Origin of the sequence: Streptomyces sp. NPDC051041, assembly GCF_044456065.1 — a bacterium.
Taxonomy (GTDB): domain Bacteria; phylum Actinomycetota; class Actinomycetes; order Streptomycetales; family Streptomycetaceae; genus Streptomyces; species Streptomyces glaucus.
In genome coordinates this window covers 54022-66494 of the sequence record NZ_JBITFM010000015.1, presented here as the reverse complement: position 1 = coordinate 66494, position 12473 = coordinate 54022, and the positions used below count along the sequence as shown (strand labels likewise).

Genomic DNA, 12473 nt, shown 5'->3' with positions numbered 1-12473 from the left:
GCGGTTCCGGTGACTTCCGTGCTGCCCGGGCTCCGGCCCGCCCCCTCCGTCCGCCGAAGGGGAGCGGACGACGCAACTCCCCGCACTTCAGTCCTTCCGTGATCTCTACCCTGGAGGCACAGTCATGGGCTCACACGCCCTTCCCAGACCCGTTGTCCGCCGGAAGCTCCGCGCCCTGCTGCTGACGTTGGTCGTCGGCGTCCTCGGTGCGGTCGTCGCACTGGTCGCGCCGCCGGGAGCACACGCCGCCGAGAGCACGCTCGGCGCCGCGGCGGCGCAGAGCGGCCGCTACTTCGGCACCGCCATCGCCTCGGGCAAGCTGAGCGACTCGACGTACACGACGATCGCGAACCGTGAGTTCAACTCGGTGACGGCCGAGAACGAGATGAAGATCGACGCCACCGAACCGCAGCGGGGCCAGTTCAACTTCACCGCCGCCGACCGCGTCTACAACTGGGCGGTGCAGAACGGCAAGCAGGTGCGTGGCCACACCCTGGCCTGGCACTCCCAGCAGCCCGGCTGGATGCAGAACCTCAGCGGCAGCCAGCTGCGCCAGGCGATGATCGACCACATCAACGGCGTGATGGCCCACTACAAGGGCAAGATCGCCCAGTGGGACGTCGTGAACGAGGCCTTCGCCGACGGCAGTTCGGGCGCCCGACGCGACTCCAACCTGCAGCGCACCGGCAACGACTGGATCGAGGTCGCCTTCCGCACCGCGCGCGCCGCCGACCCGGCGGCCAAGCTCTGCTACAACGACTACAACGTCGAGAACTGGACCTGGGCCAAGACCCAGGCCATGTACGCCATGGTCCGGGACTTCAAGCAGCGCGGCGTGCCGATCGACTGCGTCGGCTTCCAGGCGCACTTCAACAGCGGCAGCCCCTACAACAGCAACTTCCGCACCACCCTGCAGAACTTCGCCGCCCTCGGCGTCGACGTGGCCATCACCGAACTCGACATCCAGGGCGCCCCGGCCTCGACCTACGCCAGCGTGGTCAACGACTGCCTGGCCGTCCCGCGCTGCCTCGGCATCACCGTCTGGGGAGTGCGCGACACCGACTCCTGGCGGTCCGGGGACACGCCGCTGCTGTTCAACGGCGACGGCAGCAAGAAGCCCGCCTACACCGCCGTCCTCAACGCGCTCAACGGCGGCTCCACCACGCCCCCCGCGGATGCCGGACAGATCAAGGGCGTCGGTTCGGGCCGCTGCCTGGACGTGCCCAACGCCAGCACCGCCGACGGCACCCAGGTCCAGCTGTGGGACTGCGGCAACGGCACCAACCAGCAGTGGACGTACACCGACGCAGGTGAGCTCAGGGTCTACGGCAACAAGTGCCTGGACGCCGCCGGCACCGGCAACGGCGCCAAGGTCCAGATCTACAGCTGCTGGGGCGGCGACAACCAGAAGTGGCGCCTCAACTCCGACGGATCCATCGTCGGCGTCCAGTCCGGCCTCTGCCTCGACGCCGTCGGCGCCGGCACCGCCAACGGCACCCTGATCCAGCTCTACTCCTGCTCGAACGGCAGCAACCAGCGCTGGACCCGCACCTGAGGGACCTGCCGCACACGAGAGGGCGCGTCGATGACGGCCCACGGTGCGGCTCCTCCCGCCCCTTCGGGCGGACATCGTCGACGGTCCCGGGGCGCCGCCGTGGCGGCGGCGCCCCTCGCGAACGGCATGCCCGCCGCGGTGGATCCGGCGCCCGCCGAGGCGGCGACGGTGGACGTCCATGCCTGCTCGGCCGGCCCGCGCGCCGTGTCGGTGACGGGTTCGGCGCGGGTGTCGGACAGCGGCTTGAGCGTTCGGTGGGCGGGGCGACCGGTGGACGTCCTGAGCCGGGAGAACCGGATCGGTTCGATCAGGGACACATCGCCTGTCAGCGGTGGTGGACGGCCAGGGGGCGGCCGTCGACCTCATGGACCCGGACCGGGGTGTCGAAGATCCGGGTGAGGAGATCGGGGTCCATCAGTTCGGCCGGGGTGCCGTGGGCGACGATCGCGCCCTCCCGCAGTGCGATGACGTGGTCGGAATAGCCGGCCGCGATGTTGATGTCATGCACCACCAGGACCACGGTCTTGTCCAACTCGTCCGCTGCGGAGCGCAGTTGCTCCATCATCTGGACCGCATGCCTGATGTCGAGGTTGTTCAGCGGCTCGTCGAGCAGCACGTAGCGGGTGTCCTGGGCCAGTACCATGGCGACATGGGCGCGCTGCCGCTGGCCGCCGGAGAGCTGGTCGAGGTGGCGGCCGGCCAGGTCACCCAGATCGAGGAAGTCCAGGGCCCGGTCGATGTGCTCGTGGTCCGCGGCGGTGAGCCGCCCCCGGCTGTGCGGAAACCTGCCGAAGGCCACGAGTTCCCGCACGGTGACCCGGGCGGTGAAGTGGTTGTCCTGGCGCAGGATCGCCAGCCGCCGGGCAGTCTCGGCCGACGGTGCGCGGTGGATGTCCGTGCCGTCCAGGAGCACCGTGCCGGCGGTGGGCTCCACCAGTCGGCCGAGCAGGGTGAGCAGCGTCGACTTGCCCGCGCCGTTCGGCCCGATCAGCGAGGTGATGCCGCCCCCCTCGATGCGACCGCTCACCGGGCCGAGGACGGTGTGGTCGCCGTAGGACTTGACCAGATCGTGGAACTCGATCACAGGGTGCCCTTCTTGAACAGGTAGGCCAGGAAGACCACGCCGCCGAGGAACTCGATGACGGTGGTGAGCATGCCGGACGCGTACACGATGTGCTCCATCGTGAACTGCCCGACGAGCAGGGTGAACAGACCCGTCAGGAAGGCCATCGGCAGGACGACGGCATGCCGGTGGGTCCCCGAGAACTGGTGGGCGAGCAGCGCCGCGATGAAACCGAAGAAGGTCATCGGGCCGACCAGCGCAGTCGACATCGCGACCATCAGCGAGACCACGATCAACGCACCGGTCAGCTCCCCGCGGTGGTTCAGGCCCAGCCCGGTGGCCGCGTCCCGTCCCAGCAGCAGCACGTCGAGCCGGTACCGCCGCCGCCACAGGTAGAGGCCGGCCGCGGCGCACACGGCGAAGGCGAGCGGCAGATGCGTCGCCTCCACCGATCCGAGGCGGCCGAACAGCCGCGCGGAGAGCACGTCGTAGTCCGCGGGCGCCAGCATGCGCTGCAGGAACAGCGACAGGCTCTGGAAGGCGACGCCCAGCACCACGCCGGCCAGCAGCAGCACGTGGAGACTGCCGGTGGGGCCGCTGAACAGCCAGCGGAACAGCACTGTGGTGAAGGCGACCATCAGCGCCGTCTGCACGACCAGCTTGGCGAGCCCGTCGGTCGCGGCCAGCGTGGCGCCGCCGAAGAAGAACACCATCAGCGTCTGCATCAGGCTGTAGACGGCGTCGAAACCCATCAAGGACGGGGTGAGGAGCCGGTTGTGGGTGACGGTCTGGAACACGACGGTGCCCACGCCCTGGGCGAAGGCCGCCACCACCATGGCGCCGAGCAGGGTCAGCCGCCGCTCGATCGCGAAGTCGAACGACCCCTTGACGAAGAGGAACAGGAAGCAGAGCGCCGCCACCACGACGGCACCGCCGACGACGATCAGGCGCACCCGCGGACTCGGACCGCGCCGCCCCTCCTTCGAGGCGCCCGGCCGCGGGAAACGGCCGGGCGCGGCCGGGCCGGAGGCGGCCGGCGCCTGAACGACTGCGGACTCAGGCATGGACGGCTCCCCCTCGTACGAACCGGCGCAGGATCAGGCTCAGGAAGACGACGGCCCCGACGGCCCCGAGGATCACCGAGGCGGGGATCTCCAGCGGGGCGACGACGGTGCGGCCGATCAGGTCGCACACCGTCAACAGGGCGACACCGCCCAGCACGGCCCAGGGCAGGTTGGAACGCACGTCGTCGCCGCGCACCAGGGAGACCAGGTTGGGCACCACCAGACCGAGGAACGGCAGGAAGCCGACCACGATGGAGGTCACACCGGTGGCCAGCGCCACCATCGCCAGGCCCAGGTACAGGATCCGGCGGTAGGACAGGCCCAGGCTCACCGCCATGTCCCGGCCCAGCCCGGCGATGGTGATCCGGTCGGCCACCACGTACAGCACGACGACCAGGACGCCGACCACCCACAGCGGCTCGTAGGTGCCCTTGACCACCGAACTGAAGCCGCCGGAGCGCCAGGCGGACAGCGTCTGCATGAGGTCGGTGGAAGCGGCGATGTAGGTGGTGACCGCGCCGACCACGGCGCCCAGCATGATGCCGACGACCGGCACGACCACCTGGGAGCGTAGTGCGAGCCTGCCGAGCAGGCTCAGGAAGAGCACGGACCCGGCGAAGGCGAAGACCGAGGCGCACGCCATCTTCGCCAGTGTCGAGGCACCTGGCGCCACCAGGGTGAGCAGCAGCACGCCCAGTGCGGACCACTCGGCCGTGCCGGTGGTGGTCGGTTCGACGAAACGATTCTGCACCAGCATCTGCATGATCACCCCGGAAGTCGCCATGGCGGCCGCGGCCAGGACGAGCGCCAGCGTGCGGGGCACCCTGGAAATCAGAAACATCCGCCGTGCCTCGGAGTCGTGCAGCAGGGAGTGCGGGTCCATGTCGTAACCGCCGGTCATCAGTGACACCGCCACCAACCCCAGGACGACCAGAACGGCGCAGGGCAGAGCGAGACGGCGCAGCATGCGCACCTCCGCTAGGGTCTGTGAAGAGACGGGACCGGGACTACTCGGCGGCCTCGGCGAAGGCCTCGGCGATCAGCTCGAAGCTCGCCGTGTAGGCCTGGGCGCCTTCGGTCACGTAGAAGTCCGTGGGCAGGTAGACGATCTGGTTCTCGGACACGAACGTGGTCTTTTCCCAGGCGTCCTGCCCCTGCACCAGGCTCTTCGCGGGGGTGGGCGCCTCGCCCTCGCCCTTGAAGACGCCGGTGTCGCGGTCCATCACGATCATCCAGTCGGGGTTCAGCTCGGCGATGGTCTCGGGTGCCAGCCCGGAATCATTGTGGACCGAGGTCTCCTCCTGCCCCTCGGCGGAGAGCACATTCCTCAGGTTCAGCGGCTCGGCCAGCCGGCCGATGCGGCTCGCGCCGTTGTCGATCTTTCCGCCGCTGGCGACGGCCAGGAAGACGGTCTCGCCGTCCGTCGCCTCGATCGCGGCCTTCTCGGCCGACTCCAGCTCGGCGACGATCTTCGCGGCCTGCTTCTCCTTGCCGAAGAGCTCGCCCAGCTGCTCGGTCTGCGTCTTCAGCGAGGCGACGTACCCGCCCCCGGCCTCGTCCGAGGGGGAGATGTCGACGGTCGGCGCGATCTTCTCCAACTCGTCCTGCTGCTCGGCGAAGCGGTAACCGCCGATGATCAGGTCGGGCTCGGCGGCGTTCAGTTCCTCCAGCTTCGGCTCGCGGTGCGAACCGACGTCCGCGATGGAGTCGTCGTTCCTCCAGTCGTCGTACCCGGTGGCGGGCAGCAGTTCCTTGGGCGCCGCGACCGGCTTGACGCCCAAGGCCTTGAGGGTGGCGAAGGACGTGTTGTCCAGTGCGGCGACCCGCTCGGGGTTCTTCGGGAACTGCTTCTCGCCGAGGTTGGTGGTCAGGGTGACCTGCTCCGCGCCCGCGGCCGTCCGCCCGGAATCCGTACCGGAGGAGCAGGCGGCCAGCAGGGCCGCGGAGCCGAGGACGGCACCGAGGGCGATCAGCGGACGGGCAGGGCGGGGCCGGGAGTCGTACATGGCCTGCTTTCTGGTTCGGACGCCGGCAAGCGGCGTGGAAGCCCGGCACGGACCGCGGACCGCCGAGCACGACGGAGCCACCCGTGGTGAGCCGGTGACACGTATCAGTGAGGTTACCCTTACCTAAGGGATGCCTCATAACCGCCGGTCACGGATGAGATGAATTTGTTGTGGGCGGTGTGACGACGGGGTCGGAACCCTCCTGGGCGACCCGAAGGACGTCATCGACCCGGCGGCGTCCTCGTCGCCTCCCGCCGGGCCGAGGACGCCCTCCACACGCACGAGGCCGTCGCCGGGACCGCCGTGATCGACCTGCCCGACGCACGCACCGGCCGGTTGTCAGTGGGCCGGGAGACAATCCCGGCCATGACAGATCACTCGTCGGTCGTGCGTGCGGCCTGGAACCGTATCGACACCTGGCTCGCGGTCCACGCGCCCCGGACCTTCGCCGAACTGTCCCCGCCCGCGGACCCCGCCGACGTCGAGCGGGCGCAGCGGGAGACGGGGCTGCGCTTCCCGCAGGACCTGCTGGACTCCCTCGCCTGCCACGACGGCGCGGAGGGCTGGACGGCGCTGCCGGAGAAGCAGCCGCTGTCCGTGGCCGGGATCGTGGAGTTCCGGCGCCGGGGAATGGAGCTACTGGAGTGGTCCGAACGGCAGGGCCACCCGATGGACGGGGACGAACCGGACTGGCACCCGCTGTGGGTGCCGTGGGCGGAGAGCGACGGCGACGTCCAAGTCGTCGACCTGCGCCCCGGTGAGACGTACGGCCGGATCGGCACCGTCCACCACGACGAAGGCGGACTCCAGGACACCTGGCCCTCGCTCGGCGCCTACCTGACCGAGGTCGCCGACGTACTGGAGCACGGCGGCACGGTGGGCCTCGCAGCTCCCCACCTGACCCCGGACGGCGAGCTGCGCTGGGAGCTGCCGCGGCACGTCCGCCCCGAGGACGGGCTGACGCCCGCACCGCGCACACGGACCGGCCGCACGGAGGACCTTCGATGACGAACGAACCACCGCTCTCCGTCCGGGCCCGGCTGATCGGGACGATGGCGACGGAGCTGGCGGCGGCGGTGCCGGGCGAGTGGGAGCGCGTCGACCTCGAGGCGTCCGTGGTGGACCGGTACACGGCCGCCCGGTGCCGGGTGGTGCGCGGCGGAGGGACGGTGGCGCGGATCACGCCCGCGCCCCGCCCGTCGGCCGACTCGCTCGCGGAACTGCGCGCCGCCATGCACACCCCCGGAGCCGGCACCTGGTTCACGATGAGGCTCACGGTCACCGCGGCCGGCCGCGCCGTCACGGACTTCTCCTACGACGACGAACCCGGCTTCCGGGTCCCGCCGGGACCGGAGGCGTACGCGCGCGACCTGGCCCGGTTCCCGCGCGACACCGACAAGCAGCCCCCGTGGCTGCGGGAACGGCTCGCCGACGCGGCGCTCACCCCGCGGCAGCGGCGGCTCGCCGGTCTCGGCCGTGTGCTCCTGCGGCGGGCCGCGGGCAGGGACGTGCCGCTCGCCGTCACCGCGCTGCCCGAGGACGACGCGGTGATGGTCGCCCACCGCGTGCGCGGCGGCGGGAGCGTGTACGTCGCCGCGGACGGGACCGCGCTGTTCGCCGGCTCGGCCGCAGCGCCGCACGAGGCGATCGAGGTCTTCCGCTCCGGGCGCCGCACGCCCCTGGAGCACTTCCGCCCGGCCGGGACGGAGACGGTACCCGGGCCCGCGCCCCGGCCCCCGTACACCGTGCCGGACCGGCTGACCGAGACACTGGCGACGGAGCTGGCCGCGGCCCAACCGGGGGAGTGGGACCGCATCCGGTTCACCGCGTCCGTGGTGGACGGCCGCACGCAGACCCACTGCCTGGCCGAGCACGGCGGAGCGCCCGTGCCGGCGGCCGCGGCGGCGACGGCGGCGTTCGAGGAAGCCCTCGCCGAACTGCGCGCCGCCATGTACACCCCCGGCTCCGGGACGTGGTTCACCGTGCGGCTCACCTTCACCCCCGGCGACCTCGCCAAGGCCGCCTTCGACTACGACGACGAGCCGCTCCTCCTGCCTCCTGCCGCCCCGGAGGCGTACGAGCGGGATCTGGCGCGGTTCCCCCGCGACCCCGGCAAGCAGCCGACGTGGCTGCGGGTACGGCTCTCCTGGGCCGCGCTGACGCCGCGGCAGCGGCAGCTCGCCGAACGAGGCCGGCGATTCCTGGAGAGAGTGCCCGCGTTCGGTGACTCCCGCGCCCTGCACCCCGTCACCGTGCTGCCCGAGGAGGACGCCGTCGCCGTCACCTCGTCGCGGACCGGCGAGAAGGTGTGCGTCGCGGCCGACGGGACGGTCCGGGCTCTCCCCCCGGAACCGCCCGCCGGCCCGGAGGCCCCTGCGACGGCGTTCCGGCCCGTGCCCGACGACGGACTCACCGCGCGGCAGCGGCAACTCGCCGCGCACGGCCGGTCCCTGCTCACGAGGCTCGCCGCCGGGACCGGCACCGCGTCCGACGAGGCGGGCACCGCCGTCGTGCCCCTCGGCGACGACGCCGTCGCCGTCACCCGGCAGGCCCGCGGCGGCGGGAAGGTCTACGTCGCCGCGGACCGCACCGTGTACTACGCCGGCCCGGCGGTCGACTTCGACACCGGGGTGCGCGAGTTCCGCGCCGGCGCGCGCACGGCACCCGAGAGGTTCCCCAAGCCGCCCCCGGCCGCGCCGGACCCGCTGGACGAGGCGCACGCCCCGGCACTGGCCGCCCTGCTGGCCGAGGAGTCCGGGACGCACGTCCTTCCCGCGCGCGACGATGCGCTGCTCCGGGTCGGCGACATGGAACTCGACTGGACGGTACGCCGCTCCCCGCGAGGTTTCACCCTCACGCACCGCAGGCGGGGAAGCCCGGAGACGACCGAAGCCTCGCACTACCGGGATCTGGCCCGCCTGCTGCTCCTCACACTGGCACGGACGTCCCGCGGGGCCGGGCGTCCGCGGCTCACCCGGTTCGACACCGATCCCGCGGTCGTCCTGGGCGGCACGCGCCGGGAACCGGCCGTGGTCTGGCACGCCGACGGGCAGGAACACCACGTCCGGGGACCGGCCCTGTACGGACGCGTCCTGCCGTTCGCCAAGCTGTGCCGCGGCACGTTCCAGGAGATCCGCACCTCGCTGGCGGGCGCCTCCGGCCTGCCGCTGCTCGGCAAGCGGACCGCCGACAGCCTCACCGTCCCCCTCGACCGCGGGCACCTGCCGCGGGTCGCCCGCTGGCTCGCCGACGTGAAGGCGGACTGGTACGGCGCCCAGGGCTGGTACGACGTGCAGGCACGGCCTTGGCCTCCCGGCCGGCTCGTGGCCCTGGCGGACGGGGACGAACTCGGGCTCGCCCTCGACGAGCACGGCGGCGGTTACGCCGTGCACGACCACGAGGGCGAGATCCTCCGCACCCCGGCCCTGGACCAGGCCGTCCGCGCCCTCGCCGTCGCATGGCTCACCGCCCCGCACGCCCGGCCCCGGCCGCCCCGGCCGACCCGCGAGGAACGGGCCGCGCTGATCGAGCAGTTCGCCGGAGCCTCCCTGGACCGGATCGAGCGCGCCCTCGCCCAGCCGCGCACCCGCACCGGGTGAGCGCGGCCGCCCGCCCCGGTGGAATCGTCCTCACCTGGCCCCGCCCGTACCAGCGCGCCCGTCAAGGAGCACCAGCTCCACCTGAACGGCGGGTTCGCCACCGCCATCGGTGTCAGCCCCTCGCTGTCGTGGGTGTCGCCCGCCCGGGCCCGCCGGGGAGGGGCGGGCCGTTCGCGTCCGACAGGACGTGCATCCCGGAACCCGGCCTGCCCCGGTCCACGGGGCTCGGACCCGCGTGTTCGCCCCCTCCGGGGCCCGGACGCGGGCGGTGTCGAGGACGATCCGGGTGACGTGGACGAGGCCGGCGTCGTCGGGCCGGCGCAGCACGGCCTCGTGCAGCCGGCCCCGGACACCGGCCCCGGACACCGGCCCCGGACACCGGCCCCGGACACCGGCCCCGGACACCGGCCCCGGACACCGGCCCCGGACACCGGCCCCGGACCAGATGAGGAACCGGCGGTGGGCGGCCCGCTTCGGGACGCCGAAGCACGGCGGCAGCGCACGCGAGGCGCGCCCGGACACCAGGACGTAGATGATCGCCGCGAACAGCGGCTCATCGGGGGTGCCCAGCGTTTTGCCGCTCCGTGGCCGCGCCTGCGACGAAAGGGTCAGCGGCTTCGCGATCTCCCACGGTCCGTCCGGAACGATCCGACTCCGAGCACCCCGCCCCATGGACGGACCAACGACCGCCTCGCCGCGTGGGACCGGTCCTAGATGCCGCAGGTGGGGGCCGACCAGTACGGTGACGGGTCGAAGGCCACGTGGGTGTGGTCGTTGTGGTCCGGGTAGCCCGGGCCGAGGATCTCCGAGAAGCCGTGCGTCCTGGACTGCTGGGCGAGGCGGCACAGGGACGGCGAGCCGACGAGGTCGGCCGCGTCGCCGTAGAGGTGACGGCTGGTGGCGGAGCCGCCGACCGCGTTGTTGCAGGCGTGGGAGCGGAAGCCGCTGGAGATGGTGATCGGGACGTCGCCGAGGGCATGCCGCATCGCCTCCAGCTTCCACATGGTCTTGAGCGCGTTCGACTTGGCGGTGGCCGCGGAGACCGCGCCGCCGGACCAGTCGGAGTTGCACTTGTTGAGTTCGGCGTAGCTGAAGTGGACGGGCGTGCAGTCGGCGTCCTGGAGAGCGTAGATCTTGCTGAAGGTCGCGGGTCCGGCGACTCCGTCCGCGCTCAGTCCGTACGCGGCCTGGAACTTCTTGACGGCGGCGGCGGTCCGTGCGCCGTACTGGCCGTCGTAGGAGAGTCGCTCGCCGGAGGTCACCCAGCCGGCGACCCGGATCTGGAGCTGGGTCACGTCGCTGCCAGATGCCCCCTGGGAGAGGGAGCGGTTCCAGGTGTAGCAGGAGTCGGCATGCGCGGTGCCGGCGCCGGCACCCACCCCGACCATTATTCCAGCCATGAGCATGACAAGTGAAAGGCACAGGCGTGACACACGTCTGAACATTCCGGCCTCCCGACCGTCGAGTCGACACCAACCGGAGCCCAGAGTGCGGCAACGAGCTACGCGCGTCAATGGCGTCCTCGAGAAGCGCAGCCGACGTTTCCGTGTCCGGTGGGGATCACGTATGCCGGGGCGGGAACGGGAGACGGCCGGCTCCCGCCCCCTCCCGAGTCGGCCGGCACACGGATGCGTTGCCTGGTCCAACAGTTCGAAGACAGCCGCGCAGCCGCCACGCGCTCGGCATCTCGCAGTGCGCCGTGGAGCGGTACGAAAAAGACCGGGTCCGCTGGTTCCGGGCCAACCTCGCCCCGCGCTTCCGGGAGGCGGTGCGGGCCCGCCGGCGGTTCCGTGTCGGCGAACGTGCCCGGCCGCCACCGGCACCGGCCGGTACCGAGGGGACACCACCCGCCGGCAGCTCGACGAAGACGACACCGTCTTGTGGGCCGCCGGCCTCGCCGAGAACATCGCCACCCGCGACCCGCGCGGCATCCTCACCACCACTGCTCTCCAGCGGCACCACCGCCTGCGCCGAAACCGAAGACCGCACTGGCCGCTTCCACGAAGAACGCTGCGCCCTGGGCCCGGACCCGCGAGCCGGGCAGACGACGCTGTGCGCCGCCCGCAAAACGTGGTGCCGAGATGAAGAAGGGGCACCGGGACGGCTGCCGAGTCGCCCGCAGCCGCCGGCACCCGTCGCGCAAGCCGGCGGGTGCCGGCGGTGTCCTGCCCGACGCGCCGTCAGGACGCTGCACCCTCACGATTCTGGTGATGAAATTCATTATCGATTACTGTGCCGGTCGAGCGTCGCGCGCTCTGACGCGAAGGGCGCCTCGGCCGTCCGGGGCCTGCTCGCGGACGCCGGACGGCGCCCGGAAGGGTCGCCGCCCGGCGTCCGCCGTGTCGCCGGGGGCGGGCCGTCGCGCCCGGCGTGTGCGCCCGCTCGCTGACGAGCCGTGTGCGACTTCGAATCCCGGGAGCAGTGATGAGTGACCCCTACGAGCGGTCCGCGGAGTACCTCGACATCATGATCGCCGAAGCGTGGGAGTCGCTGACTCCGGCGCTGGCGGATGTCCTGTCGCGTGTTCGTGCCGAGGCGGGCACCGTGGTGGACCTCGGAGCCGGATCCGGCCGGGGTGTGCGCGTCATCCGCGACGCGCTGCCGCAGGCTCCGGTGCTCGCCGTCGAACCCTCCGCGGCGATGCGCGCCGTCCTGCTCGCCCGCGTGCACGAGGACGACGAACTGCGCGAGCGGGTCACGGTGGTTCCCGGTGACTGCGCGAGCGTCGACTGGCCCGACGGTGTGCGCGCGGTGGTGGCCCTGAACGTGATCGGTCATCTGCCGCCCGGGCAGCGGCGTGCGTTGTGGGCCCGCGCCGCTCGGCAACTGGCCCCGGGCGGGCTGCTGGTCTTCAACGTGTCCCCGCCGTTCGCCCCGGTGGGGGTGGAGCGGGTGCGGATGGCCCGGGTCGTCATCGGTGAACTGGAGTACGAGGGCTGGGCGAGTGCGCGCCCCACGGGCCCGGACGAGATCACTTGGCGCATGGAGTACGGCGTCCTGCGTCACGGCCGGCCGTTGGCTGGAACGTCGGTCGAGTACCGGTGGTGGGTCGCTGCGGTGGAGGCGCTGGCGGCCGAGGTCGCCGAGGCGGGGCTCCTGCTCCGCCGGGCGGGCGATCCGGAGTTGGGGTTGTGTGTTGCGGGGCGTGTGAGGGAAATGTCAACGCTCGTTGGTTGATCTGATAAT

General features: G+C 72.1%; 9 protein-coding genes and 1 pseudogene. 4 read left to right on the top strand and 6 right to left on the bottom strand.

The window, feature by feature from the left end; genetic code table 11:
* Nucleotides 1–124: 124 nt before the first annotated feature.
* Nucleotides 125–1555 carry an endo-1,4-beta-xylanase gene (locus tag ACIBAI_RS21905; protein WP_399036576.1) on the top strand — a complete coding sequence of 477 codons (1431 nt, stop codon included), beginning with the start codon at nucleotides 125–127 and terminating at the stop codon, nucleotides 1553–1555.
* A gap of 325 nt (nucleotides 1556–1880) precedes the next feature.
* On the opposite strand, the gene ACIBAI_RS21900 is transcribed toward ACIBAI_RS21905, so the two are convergent.
* Genes ACIBAI_RS21900 through ACIBAI_RS21885 form a run of 4 tightly spaced genes read right to left on the bottom strand, consistent with a single transcriptional unit; the run spans nucleotide 1881 to nucleotide 5688 of the window.
* Nucleotides 1881–2639 carry an ABC transporter ATP-binding protein gene (locus tag ACIBAI_RS21900; protein ID WP_399036574.1) on the bottom strand — a complete coding sequence of 253 codons (759 nt, stop codon included), beginning with the start codon at nucleotides 2637–2639 and terminating at the stop codon, nucleotides 1881–1883.
* Nucleotides 2636–3682, bottom strand: coding sequence for an iron chelate uptake ABC transporter family permease subunit (locus ACIBAI_RS21895; protein ID WP_399036573.1), 1047 nt, complete (start codon nucleotides 3680–3682; stop codon nucleotides 2636–2638). The genes ACIBAI_RS21900 and ACIBAI_RS21895 overlap by 4 nt, the downstream gene beginning before the upstream one ends.
* Entirely contained in the window at nucleotides 3675–4649 is a 975-nt protein-coding gene (locus ACIBAI_RS21890; protein WP_399036571.1) for an ABC transporter permease, read from the bottom strand. The genes ACIBAI_RS21895 and ACIBAI_RS21890 overlap by 8 nt, the downstream gene beginning before the upstream one ends.
* 40 nt (nucleotides 4650–4689) lie before the next feature.
* Entirely contained in the window at nucleotides 4690–5688 is a 999-nt protein-coding gene (locus ACIBAI_RS21885) for a siderophore ABC transporter substrate-binding protein (protein ID WP_399036570.1), read from the bottom strand.
* Nucleotides 5689–6054: 366 nt separating this feature from the next.
* Between ACIBAI_RS21885 and ACIBAI_RS21880 the strand changes: the two genes are divergently transcribed.
* Together ACIBAI_RS21880 and ACIBAI_RS21875 are read left to right on the top strand one after the other, a co-directional pair.
* Nucleotides 6055–6696, top strand: a complete 642-nt coding sequence (locus ACIBAI_RS21880; protein WP_399036568.1) for an SMI1/KNR4 family protein — start codon at nucleotides 6055–6057, stop codon at nucleotides 6694–6696.
* A complete protein-coding gene (locus tag ACIBAI_RS21875) occupies nucleotides 6693–9287 on the top strand; it encodes a hypothetical protein (RefSeq protein WP_399036566.1) in 2595 nt (864 codons plus the stop codon). Before ACIBAI_RS21880 ends, ACIBAI_RS21875 begins: the two co-directional genes overlap by 4 nt.
* Nucleotides 9288–9379: 92 nt before the next feature.
* On the opposite strand, the pseudogene ACIBAI_RS21870 reads toward ACIBAI_RS21875, so the two are convergent.
* Nucleotides 9380–9959 (bottom strand): annotated as a pseudogene (locus ACIBAI_RS21870) (transposase); the annotation flags it as partial.
* 38 nt (nucleotides 9960–9997) lie between these two features.
* Nucleotides 9998–10732: a D-Ala-D-Ala carboxypeptidase family metallohydrolase gene (locus ACIBAI_RS21865; RefSeq protein ID WP_399036564.1), complete on the bottom strand. Its 735-nt coding sequence runs from the start codon at nucleotides 10730–10732 to the stop codon at nucleotides 9998–10000.
* Nucleotides 10733–11711: 979 nt separating this feature from the next.
* Here ACIBAI_RS21865 and ACIBAI_RS21860 point away from each other — a divergent pair.
* A complete protein-coding gene (locus ACIBAI_RS21860; RefSeq protein WP_399036563.1) occupies nucleotides 11712–12464 on the top strand; it encodes a class I SAM-dependent methyltransferase in 753 nt (250 codons plus the stop codon).
* Nucleotides 12465–12473: the final 9 nt, after the last annotated feature.

Excerpts from the sequence above, each read along its gene's own strand:
- ACIBAI_RS21875 (WP_399036566.1), top strand. The coding sequence starts at position 6,693 with ATGACGAACGAACCACCGCTCTCCGTCCGGGCCCGGCTGATCGGGACG.
- ACIBAI_RS21860 (WP_399036563.1), top strand. The coding sequence starts at position 11,712 with ATGAGTGACCCCTACGAGCGGTCCGCGGAGTACCTCGACATCATGATC.
- ACIBAI_RS21885 (WP_399036570.1), bottom strand. The coding sequence starts at position 5,688 with ATGTACGACTCCCGGCCCCGCCCTGCCCGTCCGCTGATCGCCCTCGGT.
- ACIBAI_RS21895 (WP_399036573.1), bottom strand. The coding sequence starts at position 3,682 with ATGCCTGAGTCCGCAGTCGTTCAGGCGCCGGCCGCCTCCGGCCCGGCC.
- ACIBAI_RS21905 (WP_399036576.1), top strand. The coding sequence starts at position 125 with ATGGGCTCACACGCCCTTCCCAGACCCGTTGTCCGCCGGAAGCTCCGC.
- ACIBAI_RS21865 (WP_399036564.1), bottom strand. The coding sequence starts at position 10,732 with ATGTTCAGACGTGTGTCACGCCTGTGCCTTTCACTTGTCATGCTCATG.
- ACIBAI_RS21890 (WP_399036571.1), bottom strand. The coding sequence starts at position 4,649 with ATGCTGCGCCGTCTCGCTCTGCCCTGCGCCGTTCTGGTCGTCCTGGGG.
- ACIBAI_RS21880 (WP_399036568.1), top strand. The coding sequence starts at position 6,055 with ATGACAGATCACTCGTCGGTCGTGCGTGCGGCCTGGAACCGTATCGAC.